Source organism: Calothrix anomala FACHB-343 (assembly GCF_014696435.1).
GTDB classification, from domain to species: Bacteria; Cyanobacteriota; Cyanobacteriia; order Cyanobacteriales; family Nostocaceae; genus Aulosira; species Aulosira anomala_A.
The window spans coordinates 1-25,367 of record NZ_JACJQG010000014.1 but is presented as its reverse complement, the minus strand read 5'-3'; the positions used below and the strand labels follow the sequence as shown (position 1 = coordinate 25,367).

Here is a 25,367-nt window from a genome sequence, read left to right as displayed (position 1 = left end):
TTTGTAACAACAGGATTTTTTTAAGGAATAAAAAGCCGACCGACTCCCATGTAATTATCAAGTTCTAAGACAATTTCCACCAAACGATCAACACAGCGTTCGCGATATTCTGATTCATCAAAACGAGTTAAATCTCCAATGGTAATGATAGGAAATGAGGTTGATGTATTCTCTTGACGCATCACCTGTTCTAAGGAATCCTCACCCTTCATGTTTCTGTTCGCAGTCAGGATCAGCATTTGATTTGTTTGAGCATAATTCCAAACAGTACGATCGCTACTGTCCATCGACAGCCCTGTTTCTCGAAAAGTAATGAACTCGATAGCAAAGAACTCAAGCCAACCGCGTTTAGTCAAAATACCAAGCAAAACACTAGCATAGCCGTCTAAATTATAGTCAACGAGAAATTTCATAGTTTGACGGAAGCACGCGCAGCTTTCTGCTGTTCCAGTTTTTCCCAAAGCGCTTCTTTACTTGGGTGGTGCGGTTTGGTTGCAAGATGAACAAAGCGATCGCGGTTGTATTCTTCCCAATACTGACGAATTTCTTCTCTAGTTTGCAGCACTTCTTGATATTCGGCTTCTACCTGAGTATGGTTTTCTGCAATGTATGACAACGCAGCAGTAAGTTGTACATCAGTAAGATTTAATTTGTCACGGATGAGTTTAGGTGGGTATTGAGCTTTCAAAAAATCCATAACATCATACAGATTGGTGCGCGTGCCTGCAATTGTCAATCCACGCTCTGTACGAATAATAGCTGCTTGTTCATGTGATGCGAGATTCATACTCAATGCTCCAAATATTCAGCAATCATCACAAAACTACGCTGATTAATTATATGCATTTTCAGCAATTATTATACCAATTCAAATAATGGTTGCGACACATCAATATATTCTAGAGGGCATGGCAGTGCCATGCCCCTACCATCTTTCGCATTCTTTTTTCAAATTGGTATTAGTATAACGATTTTAGAAATTTTGATTTTCGCATAAACGTACTAGCCATTAGCTGTGAGCTAATAGCCATAAAATCAAACAATACTTAATAAAAAATTACAGCATTGTGGTTTCGCTGCTTTCTAATTCCTCTGTGGTTTCTGCTTCTTTAACTCGACGAATGGGTAAGTTAGCAATTAAGGCTGTGGTTCGTTGATTACTTTCTAGAGAAAACTCTAGGTTCTCTGTATCAACTTCCACATAGCGACAGACAATTTCTAAAATTTCTTGTCGCATTTTTTCTAATTTTTGGGGATCGATGTCAGCGCGATCGTGGGCGATTACCAATTGCAGGCGACGTTTAACATGCGTCCGACTGGTATCTGGGGCGCGAAAAAAAAGTCTTTCTAAAAGTTCGAGAATCATTGCTAATAGGTCTGCGGAGACGGAAGGATATAGTTATGCAAGTTTTGTCCACAACAATTTTCTTAACCGGGTAAAGATGTTGTCGTGAACTGAGTCTAGTTCAAGAAAAGGTATAGATTCCCCTTCTAATCTCCGTGCAATGTTCTCAAAGGCTGTAGCTGCTAAGGATGGGGTATCAGATAATACCAGAGGTTCGCCACGATTGGTAGAAACAATTACACGCTCGTCGTCAGGGATGACGCCAATCAAGGGGATGGCAAGAAGTTCCTGAACATCTTGAACAGACATCATATCATTGGCTCGCACCATTGCGGGTCTGATGCGGTTGATTATTAGATGAATTCGCTTAATTCCTTGTGCTTCTAATAACCCGACTACGCGGTCAGCATCGCGGACAGCAGAAATTTCCGGGGTGGTGACAATTAAGGCTTCTTTGGCGGGTGCGATCGCATTTTTGAACCCCATTTCAATCCCTGCTGGGCTATCGATGATTACGTACTGATACTTTTGCGCCAGTGCGTTTACCAATAACTTCATTTGGTCGGGGGTGACTGATTCTTTGGTGCGATTTTGGGCGGCTGGTAACAGTACGAGGTTAGTTTGCCGCTTATCTTTGACTAAAGCTTGTTCTAAACGGCATTCTCTGGCTAAAACTTCTACCGCCGTGTAGACAATGCGGTTTTCTAGTCCTAGCAGCAAGTCTAAATTTCTCAGACCAAAATCTGCATCAACTAAGGCTACTTGACGCCCAATTTTGGCTATAGCCATGCCCAGGTTTGCGGAAACTGTGGTTTTACCCACTCCTCCTTTACCGGAGGTAACGACAATAATGCGAGTCATGATCGAAACACGCTCAATTAGGGTTTAGAAATTATAGTAATTACTTACGGCTCTAGATTCATCCGATTTAATTGGTTACGGGAAAAATCTATCGCCCTAGCGATGCGAATACCTTGGGGTGTGATATGCGCTACTTCCGGGGAAAACTGGGTAGGCGATTTTTCTGGTGCCCTAGCTACGGCGTCTGCAATCCGCAATTGGGTAGGTTCCATTTGCAAGGACATGATCAGACATTCCCGATTACCACTTGCACCAGCATGGGCGACTCCGCGTAACCGACCCCAAACTAAAATATCTCCATCTGCTACTACGCTACCACCTGGATTTAAATCTCCGTAGATGATGACGCTACCGGGATGACGAATTTCTACTCCCGAACGTACTGTCATTTCCAGATACAAAGCATCTGCTAAGGGAGTAGGTGCGGCTTTGGTTTCGGAACTCAGAGAACTTTCTGGTTGTAGTTGTTCTACAGAATAACCAGAAGACACAGCTGCGATCGCAGTTTGGCGGCGACTGGTAGCTACAGATTTTAGTTGGAGTTGGACTTCATTTAAGACCTCAGCTAGTTCTTGCAGTTGTCTGCTATCTAACAAGCGGTCTTTCGCCAGCAGATGTACTGGTGTATTGGCTACCCGAAAGCGATCGGCTTGTAGGCGTTGGCGCATTTGTTGCCAAATTTCATACCAGCTAAAGTCTGCGGCGGGTACTTGGGCTTCTGTGGGTAAAATTAATAAAAGTTTTCCCTCCTGTGTTTTCCATTGAACTTGAATATTATTTTTGACTTTATTTTCTGGGGGTACTAAATCTAGGGTATTTAAATCAGACAAGGCGGAAATCGAATCTAACTGAGAATTCGCCTCAGCTTGCTTTTCCCCTTCAGGATTTGCGGAATTTTCGACTGCATCTGTTGTTACAGAACTTTTCTCACCTTCTGGGTTGTCTTTTTTTATTTCCCCATCAGTAGTCAGAGAATTTTGCTCTCCTTCCAGGCTATCTGCATTTAATGGTGCATTAGCCTTTAAAAATTGCAGCACAGAATTTAACTCTGTGTCAGGGAGAATAGAATTTGACTCGCTAGGCGAAAGGTGAGATTGGGCTTCTGCATTAGGAATTGCAGAATTGGACTCTAAATTGGCAGAATCAGAAGTCATACAACACCCGCCACAAGAGAAAGAATAATCTGAGCAACGATCGCTAATAAATTAGTTGCAGTTGGCAATAACATCCTCACCCCAGAAACTACTGAGTGCAGAGTATATCAGATTGTGGTGAAAATATTCACGCTGCACTCTGCACTTTTTTGGTTAATCGCCGATAACTTGTTGCTAAAGCCTCAGCATCGCCAACATTACCAGGAAATAAGACGACGGGCAAATTTGGAAACTGGGGATGATCGATAGGTGTTAACACCATCGAACAACCTGCTAAGATTTGTCCCATTAATCGCGCTGAAGTTAAAGCCAATCCCGTACTTAAAACATCATTTGAGGTAATGCCGCCTTTACTAATCAAGAATCCTATATCAGATGGCAAACCTCGAACAATATCCATTAATAAACTGGAAACTTTACTACCAAACTCTAACCTTGTATTTACATCCGCAAAAGTTAGTTCTTGACGGCTGGTATATACTACTGGTGTTTTACCACCTGCATGTACTTCTTGGATAGTCGCTAAAATTTCCGTAAGTAATGTATCTGATTTATCTTCTTTGTCATCCAATAATCGCGCTACATTCACTTCAATGCCGACAGTACCATCTGCTTGCAACAGTGCTTGTAATTGTTGGGTAGTTTTTTTAACATGAGAACCAACAATAACTGCACCTGGTTTACCATCACGAACATACTCTGCCATATTTTCGGCGGCGATGGGTTGGGGAGGTAAAGCAGCTAAAGCAGTTAAGATACTGGCAGCACTGCGGAATAAAAAGCGTTTACCTTGACTGGCGGCTGCTAAAATATCAGCTGCTAATTTGTTGAGATCGGCTTGGATTTCGCCATCAACAACAACGCACTGATTACCAGTTAATTGTAACAATCGCTGCAAACTACCTGCACGGATATCATCTAATAGAAATCGGGTGACAGAGTCAGCAGGAATTTGTCCTTGAGTTTTTTCTTCTACGTATTTGGGTAAATAACTGTGATGGTAGCTGAAAACAGAATCGCGGGCGAATTCAGTTTCATGTACTGGTTTAGGTTTACCCTCAACAATTAAATAATGGATGCTATCGATGGTGATGCGTCCCCCCTCAAAAAATGCGGGAACGAGAAAATGCGCATCAAAGGGGCCGATTTCTTGAGCGATCGCATCTGTTTCGATGGGATAATGTCCGCGTAAGGTAGAATCAGAACGGCTAACTACCAAGAAGTCGGTAATATTTTCGGCTTTTAAAGCGACTTTTAAATTTTGGCAGACTTCCTTAGTTACAGCTGCGGCTGATTCTGGGGGAAGCGATCGCGTATTTGTGAGAATAAAGAAAATTGGCGATTCATCTTGCAAACCGATGCGTAAAGTCTCCACATCCCAACGCATCAGCAGCAAACAGCTGTGGACTGTTTGGGAACCTGTTGGATCGTCATCCAGAACAATAATTTTCGGTTTGTTGGTCATTGAAGTCAACGTTTTGGAGACTGTAATTTATTAATTTCTGCTTGTACATCCAAGGCAATTTGCAATGATTGATTGAGAAATTGCGCGTATTCTCCCGCTTGATTGCTTTGTTGCAAAGCTTGGAGATTAGCTAAATTATTGACAAATAACTCTTGATTGTTAGCAAGCAATTTTTTATTATCACGTAAAATTCGTTCGGTTTTCAAAGCGCGAACTAAATCTTCGCGAATCAGTTGTAATGCGGAGATAACGCGATCGCGATCGTCAATGCTGCTTTGACTATTACCTGATGTGGCTAATTGATCGTTAATATCGATAGCGTTGATGACAGCGTGATATTTATCGACTTCATCTAAGAGGATAGTTAAACCTTGGGGACAAGTGAACTTGCGCCAGAGCGATCGCCCCACAATCACCGCAATTGGTACTAAGATTAATAACAGAATGCCTAATTTAATTGAAGAGCCAATAGCTGGCAGAATAATAAACGCATAAATTCCCCCGACAATAATCGGCGTTAACGCCAGCGCTACCAGTCCCTCATTAATCAAAAAACCTAATCGCTTCTCGCGGTCTGCCATAATAGAAGGTCGGAAAACGTCTTCTGGATCGAACCCAGTTAAGCGTCTCAATTCTCCTTTGCTAATTTCCAAACCTAATAAATCCGGCTGCACTGCTGGATACTCCTTAAGGAAGCGCGAGTTGCGTATATATTGTAGTCGGTTTGGCGTTCATCCGATGGTTGTTTATTGCTAGGGGCGGGGTTGCCTTGCCCTTGACAAAAACCCATTAATAGGATTTATGTATTTTTTTATTTGAAAGTACTCAATTCAAGGTGCGTTGCGCTGCGCGATAACGCACCCTACAGTTAAATTTCTTAACATAGCTTGAAATATTAGCCCAGACCTACTGATTAAGTATTTATTCACTGAGATTGCTAATATGCTCAAATTGCCGGATTTTTGTCAGTTCATTACTAAGAAAATTATTAATTTCAGACACCACAGTACAATGTTGTAATTTAATACCCAGAGCTTCGGCTATCTCGATTACAGCATCAAAGCTAGCATTTTGATAATCTTTATCCTCATATTCTTTTATCTGTTCTTTCGTTAATTTAGTAATTGCAGACAGTTCTTCGAGACTTATTTTTTTAGCAATTCTGACCTTAATGAGAATTTCACCAATTTGTGAAAGCCTAATATTGGAATTTTGTAAAATTAAAATTTCTTGGGAATTGTGGTCTACTAGAGATTCATATTCAGTGATTTCGTCTAGTAGGTTTTTAATTTGAGCAAAATAAGAATCAATTATTAGCTGCCAACCATCGGGATCTTTTTGCTTTTTCTCTTCATTTTGGTACAAACTAATAATCGCTTGTTGAAATTTTACTACCCAAGATTTACTTACTTGATATTCATGCTCATTTTTAATCACGGCTCCCACTCCCATAGATTAATAGCTATAATGCCTTTTTGATTTTGCTGCCTATCCCGTTGAAAAAACTCTATTGACATTATAGACTCATCCACAGGTTGGTCTGATGGATAAATTTCGCCTCCATACCTAGCTTTTTGTGCCGCACTGTTATAAAAATTTAATAATAAGCGTGCATTTTTCTTCAAATACTCAACATCTACATCATCGCGATCCCAGCACATATCAAAATCTTGGGGATTTAATTTAGATGTCACAAAACTTCCATTTAAATATGCAGTTCGACATCTAGCAGCCTTGAGTAAGGTTAATACTTCTTCAATTCCATTGATTAAGTTGCGGCGGCGTAGATTATATCCAAATCTCTCTTTCAACTCATTCCAATTACAAAAATGCACACCTGGTGGTAGATTACCATTTTCATCAAATTCAGGAATCATTAAGCGCGAAAAAACCAAAATTTTCCTGATATCATACCATTAAGGCTTTTAGACACCAATGCTGAATGTAGCGATTGACTGGAGGTATCTGCATCCAAATGAAGCTTAAGCATTAGCAATTTCCAAGGATTGCTCAGAAGCGATCGCTGCGTCAATCTGTTCCTTATTTACGGCATAAAAACTCAGAGCTTCTCTTACCTGTATTTCAGTCAGATCGTACTCATTCTTTTTCTAAATCTAGTAAACATCCTGTGATTAACTAGCTTACCTATCCAAAGTAAACCAACGGCGAATCAACTCTACCTGAAAGCGATCGCCTTCAGCAACTTCTTCAATTAACTCTCGCTGTAATAGTAACTTGCGGGTGGTTGCAGCGTGGGGAAACTGTTGTGATAAGGTTTCGTGAGGTGCGATCGCTCCTTCCCCTTGAGCAGCAATAAAGCGTAAAATCGTCCTACCATTATCATCTACTTGGTTATTTTCGATATCAGCGAAGAACAAACTACCACTTTTGAAAGCTTCGGGAATTGCTGCTTCTACATCGGCTAAAGTCGCCAATCTCCGTACTGAGGGGTCTTGCTCATTCTTTAGGGCTATAATTTCTGCACAAAGTAGTTGTATCAAAAACGGATGACAACGGGTAAGTTGTAAAACTCGCTCAACTGCGTCAGGTTCATAGCGTAGAGTAAAATCTTTCACAGGGCGTTCAATTAGTTGTCGCGCTTCTGCTTCTTTTAAGTATGAGATATGCACTATTTGCACATTTATGAGATAACTAGCCCAGCGTTGATATTCCTCGATAGTATGGGAACCTGCTAGCAACACCTTGAAGCGGGGACGATGTTGGATGAGGTGACGTAGCATTCCCAGAATATCTTGCTCCTGAAAATGAGGACGGTGTTGGATAAGGTGACGCAGCATTTGCAGAACATCTTGCTCCTGAAAGCGGGGACGATGTTGAACCAAGTGACGCAAAATTCCCAAAACATCTTGCTTATTAAAGCGTCCTTTAGATATGGCTTTGTCTAGTACCTCGAACTCATCTAGCATTAACAAAGCGGTATTTTGGTCGAGTATCTGTTCTACTGTATCTAACCATTCGTCAAAGCTAGTAAAGGGGTCAGAGGCTAGCGCTTCGCGGTTTAGGGGTGGTAGCGTAACACTTTGCTTTTTAGCTGATTTCACCATTTCTCTTGCAAGGTTGTAGAGAAAACCTGCATAGTTGCTAGCTGATGCGGGTGCGCCTTGCAAGTCTACAAACATGGGTATAATGCTATTAGGTAGCATTTTTCCTAAGTTGTTGAGTAAAGAAGTTTTGCCCATGCGTCGTTGACCGTAAAGTAGCAAAGGTGGGCGACGGGGATCTAAAAGTAAATGCTCAATGCGTAAGCCAATACTGATGCGTCCCGTGAAAATTTCTAGTTGCTCGTTAAGTGGTACGCCAGTAATGTAGGGATTGTCAATTTCTCGTCGGAGTTCGATGGCTTTATCCAGTTCTTCTGTATGCTTGGTAATTATATTCAGCCAACTTTGAGCAATAGGGTAAAAGCGGGGGACGTATTTGTTGTTACTGCGTCTAATTTCCTGCAAGTTTACATCTAAACGCTCTGCAACAGCGCTAAGTAGTTTAAGCTGGTTATAAAAACTTATTTGCTTGAGGGCAGCATCCATATCCTCACTAATGTCAATGAAAATGCGTAGCAGATTTTCAACTGGGCTTTCCAGTTTGCCAGATGTCAGACGGTGATGAATCTGGCTGATAGCTTCCACATCTGCACAGCGTTCTAGTGCTTGTATATTTAATTCAATTTGAGCAGCTTGAGCCGCCCAGCGTTGGGGACTAGTACTGAGGTATTTTAAAGCGATTTTTCCTTCAACTGGGTTATGTTCGATGATTAAAAGCAAATACTCATCTAAGCCAGGCAGATGTAAACGCTGCCATTCATCCCAGAAAGCAGAGTGATAGCGAAATACACAGGGACTTTTACCATTACGTATTTTGTCTAATCGATAAAGTAAATAATTCCATACTGTGAGAAATGGAAAAGATAAGATCGGTAGCCATGAATTAATAGTAAAACCCACGCCTACCGCCACGCCTACTGCCACGCCTAGCGCCGCGCCTTCCGCCATGCCAAACGCCACGCCTAGCGCCACGCCTAGCGCCACGCCTAGCGCCACGCCAAACGCCACACCTTCCGCCACGCCAAACGCCACGCCAAACGCCACGCTTCCCAGCACGACGCCTGCTCCCACGCCTCCCAGCACGACGCCTAGCGCCACGCCAAACGCCACGCCTACCACCACGCCAAACACCACGCCAAACGCCACGCCAAACGCCACGCCAAACGCCACGCCAAACGCCACGCCAAACGCCACTTGCTCAACTATAGTTGTAATTGGTTCACCTAATACCCATAAAACCAAACCTAGCAATAAGTTAGCCTGAATAGGTAAAATGAGGTATACCTGCATGAGAAAACGCCAAAGTGCAAGATTCCGCCATTTTCCTTGTCTTATAAAAGTAATTAAAGCGGTATCGGTTTTTAAAGTTGAGTCAATGCGTTTGAGGTGATTACGCCATACTTTAGGACGGAAGAAAAGCCAGAACAGCAGTTGCAGACTACCCAGTATTAAGTTAGGGTGCTGTTGCGGTGCATCGGTGTAGGCGTTGCGAAGGTAGGCGTTGTGGAGTATATTTGGCGATGCCATAGTTTCCCGGTTCGGGTTGACGCTGTAATTAACTATGTCATTGTGAATGTAGCATTAGCACAATAAAGTGCAAAGACTGGGATTGCTTTACTTTGTTCTGCTCGCAATGACAGGGTGAGTTATTACCAGGAAGAACGAAGAAGCGATCGCCATAACCTTGAGAGTGTTGGGATTGCTCATAGGTATCAACTTAATTATGGGACAGACGACTAAGGCGAACTCTTCGGGTTCATTGATTCGGGGTTGTCGTTCATTGATTCAGGGTAGGCGTTCATTGAATTGGGGTAGGCGTTCATTGATTCGGGGTTGTCGTTTATTGATTCGGGGTAGACGTTCATTGATTCGGGGTAGACGTTCATTGAATTGGGGTTGTCGTTTATTGATTCGGGGTAGGCGTTCATTGAATTGGGGTAAGATTTTTCCAGTTGACATGAGTTACCCTCGTAGCGGCATAGTGTCAACTTAAGTTCTCTGGCTTACCCAACAGATCGCCCACAGGCTGTAAGCCACTGGCTCACGTTACAAAGTCCACCTACGTGGACTAAGAAAATTTAGCCCACCTACGTGGGCTTTGTTCAACTAGCCGCACCCTTGGAGGGTGACGGCGGTTTATTGGGTAAGTGAGGGGTTGGGTATGAGGACAAAAACTTGTCAACCAAAAGGGTTTCACGCTAAGTTTACACCAATGGGCAATTCCGTGCCCTTAAAATCAGTGTCATGTTACAGGACGATCTAATTGTAATTCGCACTGTTGAAAGACATAATTAACAGCCGCAAATAGCCGTTCCATATCTTGAATTGTATAGAAAGTTTTATTTTGTGTAAAAATATCTAAATTTAGCTTGCCAAACTGCCAAACTGCACCATTAGAAACAATACCAAATACAGTATTCTTGGGTTCATTATTAATTCGCTGCACTGCTAGCATCTCTGCTAAACATTGACCCCATCCTTCTGTAAAATCGCTTTCTTTTTTAGCTTCAACTAACACAAAATAAGGTTTATCAAAGACAACTGTACCCAAAGGCGATCGCTTTGCCAAAATATAATCAGGAATACCAGATAATTTATCATCATAAATCAAAGTTTGATGACTCCAAAGCAGAAATTTACTACGATAAGCTTTCCATACTTCCTTTAACACTGGGTAAATAATGTTTTCGCAAATAGCAATTTCTGAGTTATCAAAAACCCCTTCATTAAAAATCAAATCTAATTCTTGACGGAATGTTTCACTAATCGCAAAATTCATTTCAATAATGAAGTTATCGCGAACATATTTAATCTGAAATTCTTTAGCAACTGTGCTAATACTTTTGTAATTACTAAAAGGCATTTTCAGCCCTCCTTGCGATTATCCAATAAATTAGCAAATGGCTGTATCTGTGTTAAAGCTTCTTCTTGCCAATTTTCATCATCTTCTGCTTCTTCTAATGTAAATAATCTTTCGCGACAGAGTATTTGTAACAAAATTGGCAAACACTGACTTTGATTTAAAATCCACTCTACATCTTCATCAGCAAAAGTAATAGGAGAACTGGCTATTAATTCTCGCGCTTCTTGTTCGGTTAAAGCAGTTAAATATGCGGTATAACCAAAAATATTAAAAAAAGGCGAACTATGTCCTGTATTTTTCGCCAGTTCAATTGGTGATTCTGGTGTAGCTAAAATAAAAGCTAAATTTCCGTCTGTGGAGTTAGTCGCTAAAGAACGCAAACTTTCCCAAAATCCATCATCTAATTCTGGACAGCGTTGCAATCCTACACCAATTTCATCTAATAAAATAACTGTGGGTTGATGCAAGTTGTCGCTGACTATATCCATGAAGTAATCTAAGTCACAAGGGTTTGGTACTTGCAGTTTCAAGGATTCGAGGATGTATTTTAGCAACCCCTCGCGATTCTGCATTCTTGCATCTTGCAAATCTACAAAAATCCACTGATAATTTTCTGGCTGTGGTAGCCAATCAGACTTTTGATTTGGACGCAGTTGTAATGCTGGAGTAGTGGTGATATTTTTCAGGTAGTGCAGCAGGGATGTTTTACCGCTACGCTTTTTACCAATAATGGCGGCGTTTTGCAGGGGATGGCGTTTGAGTAAGTTAAACAGGCGCTTTAATTCTTTCTCTCGTCCAAAAAAGTGACGGGGTTGCGTAATGGGTGAACCAGTAATGAAAGGTGAAGCTTCCCCGTTATGTTGGGGTTGGCGCGGTTGAGTTTCTTGTTCTTTAAATGCAATTTCTTGCCAGTCTAAGCTTAATTTGCTGGTAAGTTCTACAAAATTGAGATAATCAACAGGTTTACCACTAAGAAAGCTTTTAACAGTGGATAGAGAAAATCCTACTTCATTAGCTAATGACTGCTGGCTGGGATAGCCATTAGGCTGAAGTGCTGACTTAACTTTTTTAATATACTCTGGAGCTACCCGCAGCGATCGCGCCATTACACCTCATAGATTCATACCAATCACAGTTAATTGTAGAGTAGCAAGCGCGACAGCATTATGTACTAAACCCTAGAAAAACTACAAATCGCCTAAAAATCTACTACAACTCAGCTGTTCAGTCAGCTATGTTCTCACCTATTGCCCGATTTTAATTAAGTTGTAGAGTTTATTGCAAGGGCAAGCACAATGGATAACCAAAACCAAGATAAGACACAACAGGTAACAAATCTAATTTACCAAGAACGCCACAGCATTTATCAGGAAAGACTGCGCCAAGCTAAAACAGCGTTTAACCTAGCTTTTGGATTAACAACAATTAGTGCGATCGCTGGTTTTGCAGGAATTATGCTACTGTTTTCTGGTAACATTTCCGCCGGAACCATCACCGCCGCAGGTGGTGGAATTTATGGTAGCGTTACAGCTTCATGGCTCAAGCTAGCAAAAGATAGCAACGATAGACTAGATCAAGCTGCACGTGCATTAGAAGCAGAGTCTTAACAGCCAGTTTTGATATTTTGTAATCAGTCTTGCATCACCTTGAACCCACCAAACCCATATATGGGTATCTAATACAATCATTGCAAGACTTCCCAATCTTCCAAAGGCATAGCAGGTTCAAAAGGCTCGTCATAACGGTATGGTTGTTTGCCACGCAAAGGATAAGGATTTGCTTGTTGAGGATGAGCTTGGCTTTCTAAGATGATAATTTCCACTGCTTCCCCAGCATGAAATGGTAGATCTTTGACGATCAAAGTTCCGTCTTCAGTTAATATTGTTTCAATTCGATATGCTTTCATTGTTACTCTGCTAGCTGTGGATCTAATAAATGAGCAAACAATTTTATTTATCCTAGTTTACCTGAGTTCCCCTTGTAGGGGCACGCCATTTACCACCTGTGTTAACTTAAGCTCAAAATCTTTGAAACTCTCGTTTCCAGGCTCTGCCTGGAAATGCGTATTGGGAGGCTCCGCCTCCTGTTAAGATGAATTGAGGCGGAGCCTCCTAGATATTCGCTCCCACGCAGAGCATGGGAGCAAGGTGGGATAAGGGTTTCACCTTCTGATTAATTGCTCAAATAACCCAGCACAACCCGAAAACCAACATTAATATATTTATTCTCCCGCGCATTACAATTACGCACAGCTGAACGACAATTCCAAGGATTGAGATTCCAGGAACCACCACGCACCAAGCGATTGTGATTATCACTCAGCCAGACGCTACCATCTGTAGGCGCACCGTTGTAATTTTTGTGCCAGTTATCTTGACACCATTCCCAAGTATTACCATGCATATCAAATAAACCAAAAGGGTTAGCGGGAAAGGTTCCTACATCGGTTGTTTGTCCCCGAAATTCGCCTTTTGTCCCAGAAGCGTATACGTAATTCCCGTTATAGTTAGCTAAATCAGTTGTAATCGTTTCCCCAAAGCAAAACGGCGTAAATGTTCCCGCGCGACAAGCATATTCCCATTCTGCTTCCGTGGGTAAACGATAAGGTTTTCCCGTAAATTGAGTCAGTCGCGCACAAAATTCCACAGCTTCATCCCAAGATACTTGTTCTACAGGTCGATTAGCGCCTTTAAAATGGGATACTTCAGGATTCAAGGGAATATTTACCTTTTCAAAAGCCGCAACAGCTTTCCATTGACTCTGCGTTACCAGATACTTTCCCATGAAAAATGGTGGAATCGTCACTCTATGTTGTGGACTTTCAGAGTTATATCTTTCTGGTTCATCCTTTGGTGAACCCATAAGGAAGTCACCACCAGGAATTGCAACCATTTCTAAAACTATGCCACTATTACCTAATTTTTCAGCAAAAAATTTTGCTCGTCCGCGAATGCGATTAATTATCAAACTGTTGCTTTTATTTGCTAATTCAGATTTCACAGTTAGAGTAGCAAATTCAAATTCAAACAGTTGAGTTTTTACTTCAACTTTTCCATGTTGTGGTTTTTCGGGAAGTACTCTGGCTTCTATTACCGCGATGTCTTCATCTCTTAATCCTAAATGTTGCTGATAATCTTGCAAATCTTTTTGCGTCGTCTCATTAAAAGGATAATGCTGTTTAACTGCATCAATTAAGACTTGTTCGTATTCTTGTAACTTCTTTTGATATTCGCGATATGGTTGCAGAACTTGTTCGTGAATTTCTTGCGCCTTCTCTTCAGATAACCCTAACTCAATGCGTTTAGCTTCCAATATTTTCAACGCGAAAACGGAAAAATTACCCTGTCCTTGTTGTGCGCGATTTCTCGCTTCTTGACGGTATACTTGCTCCGCAGAAGGATTAAGCAAACGTGTTGGCGGTACTTTTAACGCTTGCAATGCTTCACCAGCATGGGAATAGCGTAAACTAAAGTGACGCCGCACCATATTAGTTAACACTTCTGCCAAACGATCGTTAATTTGGACTTGATTGCGCCAGATGATTTCCCCTGTTAATGGATCTTCTGGTAATTGGGAGGGTACAATACCAGTTAATGCTTGAATGATAGTCATCCCTAAAGCATAAACATCACTACCCAAGCAAGGTCTACCATTTTTTTGTTCTGAAGCCATATATCCCGAAGTCCCGATGACAACGCTGGAATAGACTTCACCTTGAGAATTTACCATCAGAGAACCAAGTTCTTTAACTGCGCCAAAATCAATCAAAAAAATTCGCCCATCTTCATGTCGGCGCATTAAATTCTGCGGTTTAATATCGCGATGTACTACTCCTTTACTATGAATAAAGGACAAAACTTCTAGCGCATCTTGCAACAACTGAGTTGCATAATCCTCACTCAATCGCCTACCAGGAATAATTTCTTGACTCAGGTCTTGTCCTTCGATAAAGTCCTGAACTATGTAGAGAATTTCGTCTTCGCTAAAATGTGCGAGTAATTGGGGAATTTGCGGATGTTGTCCTAATTTTTCTAGAACAGCCGCCTCTTTTTCAAAGAATTCCACCACAGGCGGATGAGATTGATTGGGACGTAATTGCTTAACGACACATAAAGGTTTGCTAGGTTGCAAATTATCCCTAGCCAGAAATGTTACAGCGAAACCACCGCCGCCAAGTTGCCGAATGATTTCGTAGCGTCCAGCCAGTGTGTTCAAGATGACTGTCAACCCCCAGAAACCTGATGAAGTTAAGTGTAATTGTCAATGATGGAATACAACAAGTCAACTTTAGCCTGAGTGCAGATAATTCGCATTGATACAAGCGAGGTCTGGGTTTACATTTTTTGACGCAGCCGTTGCACAAAAGTTGCTTCCCCATAGGGGTATGGAATAATAAAGGAACTCCAAAAAATAAATTATCCCAAATTGTAGGGGCGGGGTGACCCCGCCCCTACAATTTGCGGGCTTGGTAAGTTAATGATTGGGATGTTTTTTGATTTATAGGGAGCAATGCGATCGCATCTCACAGTATTCAGAACAAATTTAAAGTGCGCTATTATTTCAATAGACAATTGATTAGTAAATAATCAAATTTCGCCAGCTTCTTTAAGTGCAAAATCAATAACTGTTTGGCTTAAGCGAATCAAATGTAATTAAAAAAAGAGGCAGATAAATCATCCGCCTCTATCATGAAATTAGTAATGTAACTAGCTGTTTTATTGCTGACAAGAAATGACAAATGACAAATGACAAATGACTAAGGATAAAGACCGCGATCGCTCAATGCTTGCGCAACTCTACCTACACCTAAAGTATAAGCTGCTAACCGTAGTGTAATCTGTCTTTTCTGAGATTGTTCCATTACCTGACGGTAAGCATTTACCATCAAATTTTCCATTTCGCGATTCACCCGTTCTTCATCCCAGAACAAATAAGAAAGTCCTTGTACCCATTCCAAATAACTAACTACAACACCGCCAGCATTCGCCAAAATATCTGGTAGCACTACTACACCCCGCGCTTCTAGTGCTTGGTTCGCTTCTAGAGTTACTGGGCCGTTGGCTGCTTCTGCTACAATATGTGCTTGGATTTGATTTACATTCTCTTGCGTGATTTGATTTTCCAAAGCTGCGGGAATCAAAACATCGCAAGGTAACGTTAGTAAATCTGCGTTGCTAATCGGTACGGTTTGCGGAAAGCCTAAAACGCTGCGATGATTCTTCGCTGTGTATGCTTTTAAAGCCGGAATATCTAAACCAGTTTCCGAATATATTCCGCCGCTACTGGTAGATACAGCAATAATAATTGCTCCTGCTTCATGCAGCAATTCAGCTGCTGCCATACCCACATTACCAAAACCCTGAATCGCAACTCGTACCCCAGCTAAGGATTTACCTCTATCCGCCAATGCTTCCCGAACAATAATCATGGTTCCGCGTCCAGTCGCCATTTCTCGTCCTCTGGAACCACCAACGGAAATTGGTTTACCCGTAACAACCCCTGGTACAGCATGACCAACGTTCATGGAGTAAGTATCCATCATCCAAGCCATTTCCCGCGCGGAAGTACCTACATCTGGTGCGGGGATGTCTACAGAGGGGCCGATATCTTTAATTAATTCGCTGGTGTAACGGCGGGTAATTCGTTCTAATTCACTAACACTATATTGTTTTGGATCTATAGCAATACCACCCTTTGCACCACCATAGGGAATTCCTAGCAACGCACATTTCCAAGTCATCAGCATTGCTAAAGCAGACACTTCTCGCAATGTCACATCTGGATGGTAACGAGTTCCACCTTTATAAGGGCCTAAAATATCCGAATGTTGTACCCGATGTCCGGCAAATACTCTGATTTCTCCATTATCCAGTCTGACTGGAATAGAAACTGTAACTACTTTACGTGGATGGCTGAGAATTTCTAAAATTCCTGCATCTAATTTTAATTCTTTAGCTGCTGCTTCTAGGTAGCTACAAGCTTGATCGAAAGGACAAATATGGGCTGGAGTCGCAGGTTCCAGTGGTAATACAGGTGTTGCAACCATAAAATTTTCTCCTAATCGCGGTATCTTTGCGAACCAGAAATATATATATGCCCAGCTTATCCTTTCTTTTAAAGAAAATTAGCCTTTTTGTAGTTTTTGTTACAATTTTATTCAAGCTTTATGCATTAAAGAGGGTCATGTCCTCAGATTCCCAACCATTTCCTTATAGACAGAGGAGAAAACCCCATAGGACGCTGCTGGCGAATAGAGGGTCAGACTTCTCACTTAAAGGAAACTATAAGGTTTTCCGGGTGCGATCGCATTATTTAGATTGCGTCGTTAACCCTATAAAATCGTGTCAGTGATGGGTGATACCCCCAATTCACTAGATGTATCCCTATAGGGACGGGGAATTACGCAAATTTTGTTAAAATATGTAAAGGAAATGATTAAGCCTCAAGTCAAAATCTTTCACCAACCTCACCCTTCAAGGGTGAGGATTGTCTAAACCAATTTAGGCAACGCAAGAGGTGAATACCGCATGGAGACACAGGTTGGTACGCACTTCCAGATACTTCCCTAGTCTGGACTATCTGCAAGCCTAATTGGTTAGGTGCTGTTAGACAGGACATCTTATCTGTGTTGCGGGAAGGGACTTAAACGGGTTTTGCTGGTTTCCTGTTGCTCAACGCCATTTAAAAACCAGTCCCCGTAAGGGGCTTGTAAAGCCGTCCTTATAGGACGGGGTTTCTACCCATTTTTCTGATGACAACAACTCAAAATAATACCATCTGGGAAAGGTTTTTATCACCAGTAGTCCGATTGTTGATTGATGAGGACAAGTGGCGGCGTTACGCTCAAAGTATCGACTGGGAAAAACAAAGCGATAGGCTACGACAAAATGATGTCCTGATTCCCAATTACTACAGTAGCCAAAACTTTCACGGCATCAACGGCGGATATCTCAATTCTGATGCAGCTGTGAGCTACGACCCCATTACGGAATACGTACTACAACCGAATGAAACTTGGGTGCGTCAAGCTTTGATCGATCAAGTAAAAGTCCAACCAAAACGCATACTTGACTTAGGCTGTGGTACGGGTTCCACTACTTTGATGTTAAAGCAGGCTTTTCCTGAAGCTGAGGTCATTGGTTTAGACTTATCACCCTATATGCTAGTAAGAGCAGAGGATAAAGCCACAACTGTAGGTTTAGATATTAGCTGGCAACATGGTAACGCCGAGAAAACCAGTTTTCCTGATGCTTCTTTTGACTTAGTGACGGCTACTTTGTTATTCCATGAAACACCAGTTCCAGTTTCCCAGATGATTTTACAAGAGTGCTTCCGGTTGTTGGTAGCTGGTGGGCAAGTCTTAATTCTTGATGGCAGTCAGAAAAGCTTACGAAATTTAGACTGGCTAAATAATATATTTGAAGAACCTTATATTCGTGATTATGCTGCTGGTAGCATAGATGCGTGGATGGGTAAAGCTGGGTTTACAGATGTTCACACAGAAGATATATGGTTCATACATCAGCTAACTAGCGGTATCAAACCTATTGATCAAATCGTAGTGGGAGCGTGAGAACCGCTAGTTTTTAGATAAGGGATGAAACGTGGCTCAAGGGGATTTATCCCCCTGTTTCTCTTGATATCAATCTTTTCTACTTACGTGTAGAAACTAGCAATAAGAAACCCTCTAACCAAAAATCAGGAAGGATTATTCTGAGCCTGGATTAATTGCAACTATATTGGTCTCATTTGCAGAGGTTGGTTGCAATGAGGAAATCTGAGTCTGCTCTTGTGCGGCTGGTAGCCAGCTAAGAAATGGCAAAGGTAAAAGTGTGCTGAGGTTAGTAATTACTACTAGCAGCCATAGCAATTCAAAGTTAGTTTCAGTAATTCCTAACCAATGCATAACGATCGCCCCAAATTCATAGGACACCATTCCGGCAAGGTTAGATACTGACATTAACAAAGCAAATAGTGTGGCTTCTACTCCCGGAGGACAGATTCTCGCTGCTAATACCAACACTGGCATATAGGCAATTTGCCCCATGACAGTAAGAATTAAGCTATCACCTAAACTAAACCAGTGGTCATCTATACCTAAAGCCCGGTTAGCGTGAGTTACTAATAGCAGCATCGTCATTCCTAAAGCGGAGGAAAGTACTGTACTCCAACCAAAAATGACGCGAAAAGGTAAGGTTTTTAGAAAACGTTGAAAAACCCAAATACCTAATAAAGATGCAATATTTGTGACTAAGCGTACCCGTCCTAAAAATTCTGGTGCAAAGTGCAATTCATTGGTGGTGAAAAAGAAGAAAGCTGCATCAGCAGTAGGGGTAGCTTGCCAAAGGAATACAAAAGCCGTGGGTAGCCAGATGGCTTTTTGGGTAACGGCTTGGCGCAGTTGTATAAGTTGATGCTTGACGCTGACAAAGTTAATTTGCTCGGAATTTTCCGGATCTTTGTTAACAGGAGATTCAGCAATTAACCAAGCTACAGCTGAAACTAATAGCGGAAAGATGGCAGTAATCCCAAATACAGTATGTGTAGAGAAATGTTCTAGGAGCCAACCGCTTAAATAAGCTGTGAGTAAACCACCAACTGAGGAAGCACCCCAGCAAATAGATTGTAATGAACCAGCATCGGCTTGGGATTCTCCTCTGGCACGTTCAACTACCAATGAGTCAACGATCACATCACTAACTGCAACGGAAAGCGAGCCTAAAGCGATCGCTAAGGTAGCAGCCCAGGTAGTATGAACTATTGTTGCTAAACTCACCCAGGAAACTGTTCCCAAAATTCCCGATAAAATTAAATATGGTCGTCTACGATAGCCAAATATGGGCAACCCGTCGGAGATAAAGCCAAATAGCGGCTTGACAATCCAAGGTAAGGCGACTATACCTAATAGCGCTGATACTTGTGTCGGACTCAGTAGCAGTTCATCTTTGAGGAAAAAGCTGACAGCTAAACGTGCCAACCCTAAGATACCTTGGACAAAGTAAACAGTAAGAATGGCCATTAACTCGGCACTTGGTTCATGACCGAAGAAAATTTTTGCCCTTACTGAGTCTTTGACCTTGGACAAGCCAGAGGATTGAATCAGCATTTGATGAATATTTTTTAAGTTTTGTCTACTTTTCCATCATATCTATAATCTATGAAGCTGGGCATTGGGCATTGGGCATTGGGTTCTTTTCTTCCTTGTCCCCTTGTCCTCCTTGTCCCCCCTGCTCCCTGCCTTATCCCCCTTTTCCATTCATCAAGGGCATGATTTCATCACACCAAGCTAACCAGCTTGTTTCATAGTAGATTCCCCGCAATAAGGTCATGTATTGAAATTTTAAGCTTTCTGATAAACTTTGGGGATTTTGGAAGTACTGACTCTGAATTTGTTGATAAATCGCTAGTCGCTGCTGATGTTGTTGGCGGTGGGTTGCTAGTTTTGCTATCACTATCTCGCCTGATACTAAATGTCCTGCATAAAGTTTCACGACTAAATCATCTTTGATGGCTACCATTTCCTCAGGTTCAGCAATCCATTGACACAACTGCTGTTTACCTAATGCTGTCACAGCATAAATTTTTTTGTCAGGTCGATTTTCTTGTTGTACAGATTCGGCTTGCAGCCATTGCTTTTCTTCTAAGCGGTTTAGTTCTCGATAAATCTGTTGGAAACTCGCACTCCAGAAAAAACCAACCGAACCTTCTACACAAGGCTTGAAGCGCTTGGCTAGATCGTAACCGCTACTGGGGGCGCTGACTAAGGCTGACAGAATGGCATAGGTAAGAGACATAGACGATGAGTTGACATATTCACTTAATTGAATATACACTAAAAATTATATTCAATTAAGTGAATACTAATATTGTTGAATATGTGGCTTTCACTCAAGAGGACAGGTGCAATGATATATTCCCTTTACCAAATCGATTTACCTGAACATCCAGAAGCAGTAGTTTTTGTTAACGGTTTTTTAGCACGCGATCGCGCGGGATTTTTCTGGATGTGGAAAAACCTCCTATGGATTAAGAATGCAACTATTCAGGCTCACGGTTGCGTGCAAGTCAAAGCTGGTATTTGCGCACCCAATGAGGTAATTATGGTAAGTTATTGGCGTTCGGAACTAGACCTCAAACAGTTCTTTCGAGGTGAAGCACATCGCCAGATGATGCAGTTTGTCATGAAAAATCCCCGTAGCCTGTGTTTGTACAATGAGACTTATCACCCATTGCACAGTGGAAAATATAGCCACGAACCGCAAGGTATGGCAATGCTTTACGCAAGTTTAGCCGGATAAAATTTGTTGATAAGCGATCGCTGTCAAAGATAGAAGTTAATTGTTTTCGCGATCGTTATTTAGAACTAGAACTAGGTACTGTTTCCGTAGTTGTAGCAGAAATTCGATTTACAACAAATATATTGCGATTCTTTTTGCCTACTCTTTCATAAGTAAACCTGTCTACACCTTGAATAGTCAGGTAAACTCCCAATCCCCCAATTTTGCGTTGCTCTATAGGTAAATCCATATCCTCTGGAAGAGCCTGCTTAGTAGGATCGTAAAATTCGCCTGTGTCCTCCAAAGTAATGGTTAAACAATCATCTGTCAGTATCGCTTGGCAAACTACGTTGCCCTCGCGGCCTGCTTCTTCATAACCATGTACAATGATGTTGGTTGCTATTTCGTCTACTGCCAGTCGGAGTCTATAAGAAGTCTTTTTATCTAAGTTTGCACTAGCTGCGGCGGCTAAGACATATTTTGCAATATCGCTCAAAGAGTCAAGCGTTCCTTCAACCGTTAAAGGTTCCATAAATTATCTCATTGATTGCCAGTAATTTTTTTACTAAATAGCCTAGAGAAATTACTTAATTTCTCCTTCATTGTTATTTTCTAATCGCTGCACAGCCAGCATGGTAATATCATCAAACTGCGGAGCATTATCCATGTAGGCAAATAAGTTGGTTTTTATCCACTCTAAAAGTTGACTTGCTGAAGCTGGGGGTGGTTGAAACAAAGACAGCAGTCTTTGACTAGTGAACAACTTGCTATCAGGGGCACGGGCTTCTGTGACACCATCTGTATAACCAATTAAGATGTCGCCCGGAGCTAGTTGAATCTGCTGTACTTTAAACTTCATATGGGGCATCATTCCCACAGCCGGGCCTGTCGGCTTGAGAGTGGCTTTCACGCCTTGGGAATCAATCACAAATAGTGGCTCATGTCCACCATTAACGTAATAGACTATACCTGTTTTTGGATCTAAAACGCCAAAGAACAGCGTAGCAAACATGCTCATCTGGGCGTGCTGTTGAGCAATATAGTTATTGATCAGTCCTACAGCTTTCAAGGCTTCAGCTTGTTCTAGGTTACTGCTTATTTGCGTATCTGTGACAGCCTTTAATACCTCCTCATCACCAAGAATCGTGACATTACACAAATTAGTCTGTCCTGAGAAAATGCGAATCAGACTGCGGAACAAAGCCATAAATAAGGCTGCGCCCACACCCTTATCACACACATCTGCAATCACTAACCCCACATACCCACCAGGAAGCATGAAAGAGTCGTAGAAATCACCTGCAACTTGTCTTGCGGGATAAAAGCAAGCTGCAATTTCCCAATCAGTAAGTTTTGGTAGATCCTCTGGTAGAAAATCTCGCTGAATTTGCCTACCTTTTTCTAATTCATAGTCCAGAGCCTTAGAATATGCTTCTATCTCTTGTTTGGCTTGATCCAGAAAATTATATGATTCTTCTAATTTGGCGTATAATTCAGCATTTTCTAAGACTAGAGCGATTTCATTCGCAGTTTTTTGCATTAAATTGGCTATTTCCCAACTAAAGCGATGAGGTTCGCAATGTAGCAATGTTAAGATACCTAACAAAACCTCTTCTTTAAGAATAGGGACAGCTAATGCTGAACGCACAGTATATGGCTGATTTGGCAGCTGTAACCAGCGTTCATCTTCTATGGTGTCGGTAATCAAGCCTATTTGGCGATGACGGTTCACCCAACCTGCCAAGCCTTTGTCTAAAACGCTACCAATTAACTTGGAGCGAGTATCTTTTGCTGTAGTCTTTTGGGTGAGAATACTATCAGTAACTACTCCCTGACTATCTAGTAAAAATAAACTGCCTGTTTCTGCTCCTGTGAGTTTACAACAAACCTGTAATGCTTCTTCTAAGGTGATTTTGAGCATTTCCTCCTGTTCAGGAGAACGTGCCATTGCTACTACTTTTGCCAGCAGTTCTCTTTGCGCCTCAAAAGCAGCTTGTGCAGATCTCAGTGTGCTTACTTCTTGGCGCAAAGACTCCAATTCTTCGTAATATTGGTCTTCTCTTAAAGGTTTATGAGTATCCATAAATTTTATGTGGCAGTAGATAATCGGAGCCGTTTTGCACTGCTGTTTAATCGAACCCACAAATTGGCAGTGATATTTTTTACCTAATAATAAAGATGTTTTTCATTATACTTGAAAATTTTCATCGCCATATAGAACAAGCTAAAGGCTAAAAGTTTTTAGCCTTCATACTTTAAACTTATTCCTACTTTTATAGTGGTTTGTAGGTATCCTGTAAAATCACGCCTTGGTCAAAACCAGTTTTTTCCAAGGTATCTAGAACCTGTTCCTGTCCACCGACCACATAAATATCAGCTTTAGCATCCATCTTCTGTTTAGCGAAAATCAAGACACGTAATCCTGCACTGGCAATATAATCTAGCTCTTGGATGAACAATACTAGCCCATTAACTCCTTGTTGGAGGGCTTTTTCCACCTCTGCTTTGAAAATTGGTGCAGAAGCGGCAGTGAGTTCGCCACTTAAGGTAATTGTCGCCACAGTTTTGAGAGTTGCGCTAAACTCCTTTTTAGCATCAGTCTTATTCACATCCATTTATTTATTCTCCATTTTGCTGAGGTTTTAGTTTTTGATTGGTCTTTCGCCATTTGTCACTGACGAAACCCGAAGATTTATTTGCCTACGAGAATTACTACTGAGCGATCGCCTAGTAAAATTCCCTGCTGATTTCCTAATTCTGGTTCTGTACCAGGTTCCCAGCTAGCTTCGGCTGGAGGCGCACCAGTATTAGCAAATACATGCCACTTCATACCTGCTGGTGGTTGGGGAATTTCAAACCAGTGAGCTTCCCAGTGCATATTCATGGCAACGTAAATATAGTTATCGTTAACTGTGCCACCTTTAGCATGTTTACCACACAGCATAAAAGCTAGGGTACGACTAGAATCTGACCAGTCTGCATTCCAAGCTTGAGTCCCATGCCAGGAAATATCAGCGTAGCCGCTACCAACATAGTCGCGATTTTGGAAGTGCCAGTGATTTCTCAGTACGGGGTGGGCTTTACGAAAAGCGATACAATGTTTGGCAAAGTTGAAGAGGTCGGCGTTAGACTTTAACAGATCCCAATTCAACCAGTTCAGCTCGTTATCATGGCAGTAGGTATTGTTGTTACCGTTTTGACTGCGTCCGACTTCATCGCCCATGAGGATCATGGGTACGCCTTGGCTAACTAACAACAGAGCGATCGCATTTTTCATCTGCCGTTGACGCAAAGCATTGATTCCTGGATCGTCTGTCCAGCCTTCTGCGCCACAGTTCCAACTATCGTTATCGTTGGTGCCGTCGTTGTTGTTTTCGCCGTTGGCTTCGTTATGCTTACCGTTATAGGAAACTAAGTCAGCTAAGGTAAAACCATCGTGGGCTGTGATGAAATTAATTGAAGTTGCAGGTGCGCGTCCTGCCCAAGCATACAAATCTGGTGAACCTTGCAACCGTTGCGCCATATCGCCAACTCTTCCTGGTTCGCCTTTGAGGAACTTGCGAATACCATCGCGGTATTTACCATTCCACTCTGCCCAGCGACCGAAAGCCGGGAAAGAACCGACTTGATATAAACCGCCCGCATCCCAGGCTTCAGCAATCAATTTACATCTTGCCAAAATTGGGTCAAAGGCTAATGTCTCCAACAACGGCGGATTCGCTAGAGGTGCGCCCCAAGGATCGCGTCCGAGAATTGATGCCAAATCAAACCGGAAGCCATCAATGTGATACTCCGATGCCCAATAACGCAAACAATCAAGCACAATGTTGCGCACAATCGGGTTATTACAATTGAGGGTGTTACCGCAACCACTAAAGTTGTAATAGTAACCCTCTGGGGTAAGCATATAATACGTCTTATTGTCAATACCCCGGAAGGAAATCACAGGGCCGTTCTCATTACCTTCGGCGGTATGGTTAAAGACTACATCTAAAATTACCTCAATGCCGTTAGCATGAAGTTCTTTCACCAGTGTCTTCAACTCATCAACCTGCATCCCAAATTTACCTGTGGCTGCATAACCTGCTTTGGGTGCAAAGAAACCCACAGTACTGTATCCCCAGTAGTTGACCAACAATTCGCCTGTTTGGGGATTAGGACGAGAGTTTTCAAACTCATCAAACTCATATACAGGCATGAGTTCGATGGAGTTTACTCCCAACTCTTTTAAGTCTTGTCATTACCAACATCTTTTAAAGTGATTGGGTAATCAAATCAGCAGCCCAACACATATCCTGTAATCGCAACCAGCCTCGCCATAAGGTCTGCCAACCGGGCAG

25 protein-coding genes are annotated in these 25,367 nt (G+C 41.9%); 3 read left to right on the top strand and 22 right to left on the bottom strand.

Translation table 11 applies throughout. The annotated features are described in order from the left end of the window. Positions 1–20: 20 nt before the first annotated feature. The 13 genes from H6G08_RS10035 to H6G08_RS09975 all read right to left on the bottom strand — a co-directional run bounded on the left by H6G08_RS10035 (position 21) and on the right by H6G08_RS09975 (position 11,856). Positions 21–413 carry a DUF5615 family PIN-like protein gene (locus tag H6G08_RS10035; protein WP_190541188.1) on the bottom strand — a complete coding sequence of 131 codons (393 nt, stop codon included), beginning with the start codon at positions 411–413 and terminating at the stop codon, positions 21–23. Beyond that, positions 410–787 carry a DUF433 domain-containing protein gene (locus H6G08_RS10030; protein WP_190541186.1) on the bottom strand — a complete coding sequence of 126 codons (378 nt, stop codon included), beginning with the start codon at positions 785–787 and terminating at the stop codon, positions 410–412. Before H6G08_RS10030 ends, H6G08_RS10035 begins: the two co-directional genes overlap by 4 nt. A gap of 270 nt (positions 788–1,057) precedes the next feature. Continuing rightward, complete coding sequence (minE, locus tag H6G08_RS10025) at positions 1,058–1,366, bottom strand: cell division topological specificity factor MinE (protein WP_096643847.1); 309 nt, start codon at positions 1,364–1,366, stop codon at positions 1,058–1,060. A 33-nt stretch (positions 1,367–1,399) separates the two neighbouring features. After that, complete coding sequence (gene minD / locus H6G08_RS10020; protein WP_190541183.1) at positions 1,400–2,206, bottom strand: septum site-determining protein MinD; 807 nt, start codon at positions 2,204–2,206, stop codon at positions 1,400–1,402. A gap of 44 nt (positions 2,207–2,250) precedes the next feature. Then, complete coding sequence (gene minC, locus H6G08_RS10015; protein WP_190541180.1) at positions 2,251–3,360, bottom strand: septum site-determining protein MinC; 1,110 nt, start codon at positions 3,358–3,360, stop codon at positions 2,251–2,253. A 127-nt stretch (positions 3,361–3,487) separates the two neighbouring features. Continuing rightward, entirely contained in the window at positions 3,488–4,825 is a 1,338-nt protein-coding gene (locus H6G08_RS10010) for a four-carbon acid sugar kinase family protein (protein WP_190541177.1), read from the bottom strand. A gap of 5 nt (positions 4,826–4,830) precedes the next feature. Then, positions 4,831–5,499 (bottom strand): hypothetical protein, encoded by a 669-nt coding sequence (locus H6G08_RS10005; RefSeq protein ID WP_190541174.1) that lies wholly within the window; start codon positions 5,497–5,499, stop codon positions 4,831–4,833. 247 nt (positions 5,500–5,746) lie between these two features. Further along, positions 5,747–6,262 carry a helix-turn-helix domain-containing protein gene (locus H6G08_RS10000; protein WP_190541172.1) on the bottom strand — a complete coding sequence of 172 codons (516 nt, stop codon included), beginning with the start codon at positions 6,260–6,262 and terminating at the stop codon, positions 5,747–5,749. Next, complete coding sequence (locus H6G08_RS09995; RefSeq protein ID WP_190541169.1) at positions 6,259–6,702, bottom strand: DUF6932 family protein; 444 nt, start codon at positions 6,700–6,702, stop codon at positions 6,259–6,261. Before H6G08_RS09995 ends, H6G08_RS10000 begins: the two co-directional genes overlap by 4 nt. Before the next feature lie 264 nt (positions 6,703–6,966). Beyond that, positions 6,967–9,414, bottom strand: coding sequence for an ATP-binding protein (locus H6G08_RS37440; RefSeq protein ID WP_242046117.1), 2,448 nt, complete (start codon positions 9,412–9,414; stop codon positions 6,967–6,969). A 209-nt stretch (positions 9,415–9,623) separates the two neighbouring features. Next, the gene (locus H6G08_RS09985) at positions 9,624–9,815 is read right to left on the bottom strand and encodes a hypothetical protein (RefSeq protein ID WP_190541166.1); all 192 of its coding nucleotides are present in this window, start codon (positions 9,813–9,815) and stop codon (positions 9,624–9,626) included. Between the two features lie 314 nt (positions 9,816–10,129). Further along, the gene (locus H6G08_RS09980) at positions 10,130–10,750 is read right to left on the bottom strand and encodes a hypothetical protein (protein WP_190541163.1); all 621 of its coding nucleotides are present in this window, start codon (positions 10,748–10,750) and stop codon (positions 10,130–10,132) included. Positions 10,751–10,752: 2 nt separating this feature from the next. After that, positions 10,753–11,856, bottom strand: a complete 1,104-nt coding sequence (locus tag H6G08_RS09975; protein ID WP_190541160.1) for an ATP-binding protein — start codon at positions 11,854–11,856, stop codon at positions 10,753–10,755. A gap of 189 nt (positions 11,857–12,045) precedes the next feature. On the opposite strand from H6G08_RS09975, the gene H6G08_RS09970 reads away from it, so the two are divergent. Continuing rightward, a complete protein-coding gene (locus H6G08_RS09970; RefSeq protein ID WP_242046116.1) occupies positions 12,046–12,357 on the top strand; it encodes a TRADD-N-associated membrane domain-containing protein in 312 nt (103 codons plus the stop codon). Positions 12,358–12,434: 77 nt separating this feature from the next. On the opposite strand, the gene H6G08_RS09965 is transcribed toward H6G08_RS09970, so the two are convergent. The 3 genes from H6G08_RS09965 to H6G08_RS09955 form a co-directional block, all read right to left on the bottom strand. After that, on the bottom strand, positions 12,435–12,656 hold the full coding sequence (locus H6G08_RS09965; protein ID WP_190541158.1) for a hypothetical protein: 222 nt from the start codon (positions 12,654–12,656) through the stop codon (positions 12,435–12,437). A gap of 266 nt (positions 12,657–12,922) precedes the next feature. Further along, positions 12,923–14,965, bottom strand: coding sequence for a bifunctional serine/threonine-protein kinase/formylglycine-generating enzyme family protein (locus tag H6G08_RS09960; RefSeq protein ID WP_190541155.1), 2,043 nt, complete (start codon positions 14,963–14,965; stop codon positions 12,923–12,925). A 541-nt stretch (positions 14,966–15,506) separates the two neighbouring features. Continuing rightward, positions 15,507–16,796 carry a Glu/Leu/Phe/Val family dehydrogenase gene (locus tag H6G08_RS09955; RefSeq protein ID WP_190541151.1) on the bottom strand — a complete coding sequence of 430 codons (1,290 nt, stop codon included), beginning with the start codon at positions 16,794–16,796 and terminating at the stop codon, positions 15,507–15,509. 705 nt (positions 16,797–17,501) lie between these two features. Here H6G08_RS09955 and H6G08_RS09950 point away from each other — a divergent pair. Beyond that, positions 17,502–18,323 (top strand): class I SAM-dependent methyltransferase, encoded by an 822-nt coding sequence (locus H6G08_RS09950; RefSeq protein WP_190541148.1) that lies wholly within the window; start codon positions 17,502–17,504, stop codon positions 18,321–18,323. A gap of 135 nt (positions 18,324–18,458) precedes the next feature. On the opposite strand, the gene H6G08_RS09945 is transcribed toward H6G08_RS09950, so the two are convergent. Next, complete coding sequence (locus tag H6G08_RS09945) at positions 18,459–19,856, bottom strand: folate/biopterin family MFS transporter (RefSeq protein ID WP_190541145.1); 1,398 nt, start codon at positions 19,854–19,856, stop codon at positions 18,459–18,461. 133 nt (positions 19,857–19,989) lie between these two features. Next, positions 19,990–20,544 (bottom strand): PadR family transcriptional regulator, encoded by a 555-nt coding sequence (locus tag H6G08_RS09940; RefSeq protein WP_190541142.1) that lies wholly within the window; start codon positions 20,542–20,544, stop codon positions 19,990–19,992. 111 nt (positions 20,545–20,655) lie between these two features. On the opposite strand from H6G08_RS09940, the gene H6G08_RS09935 reads away from it, so the two are divergent. After that, a complete protein-coding gene (locus H6G08_RS09935; protein ID WP_190541139.1) occupies positions 20,656–21,048 on the top strand; it encodes a monooxygenase family protein in 393 nt (130 codons plus the stop codon). Between the two features lie 55 nt (positions 21,049–21,103). Here the strand turns inward: H6G08_RS09935 and H6G08_RS09930 are convergent, their stop codons facing one another. The 4 genes from H6G08_RS09930 to H6G08_RS09915 form a co-directional block, all read right to left on the bottom strand. Next, positions 21,104–21,559 (bottom strand): ATP-binding protein, encoded by a 456-nt coding sequence (locus tag H6G08_RS09930; protein WP_190541136.1) that lies wholly within the window; start codon positions 21,557–21,559, stop codon positions 21,104–21,106. Positions 21,560–21,610: 51 nt separating this feature from the next. Next, on the bottom strand, positions 21,611–23,110 hold the full coding sequence (locus H6G08_RS09925; RefSeq protein WP_190541133.1) for a PP2C family protein-serine/threonine phosphatase: 1,500 nt from the start codon (positions 23,108–23,110) through the stop codon (positions 21,611–21,613). 190 nt (positions 23,111–23,300) lie between these two features. Further along, positions 23,301–23,642 carry an STAS domain-containing protein gene (locus tag H6G08_RS09920; RefSeq protein ID WP_190541130.1) on the bottom strand — a complete coding sequence of 114 codons (342 nt, stop codon included), beginning with the start codon at positions 23,640–23,642 and terminating at the stop codon, positions 23,301–23,303. A gap of 77 nt (positions 23,643–23,719) precedes the next feature. Beyond that, positions 23,720–25,249, bottom strand: coding sequence for a glycogen debranching protein (locus H6G08_RS09915; protein WP_277877809.1), 1,530 nt, complete (start codon positions 25,247–25,249; stop codon positions 23,720–23,722). Positions 25,250–25,367: the final 118 nt, after the last annotated feature.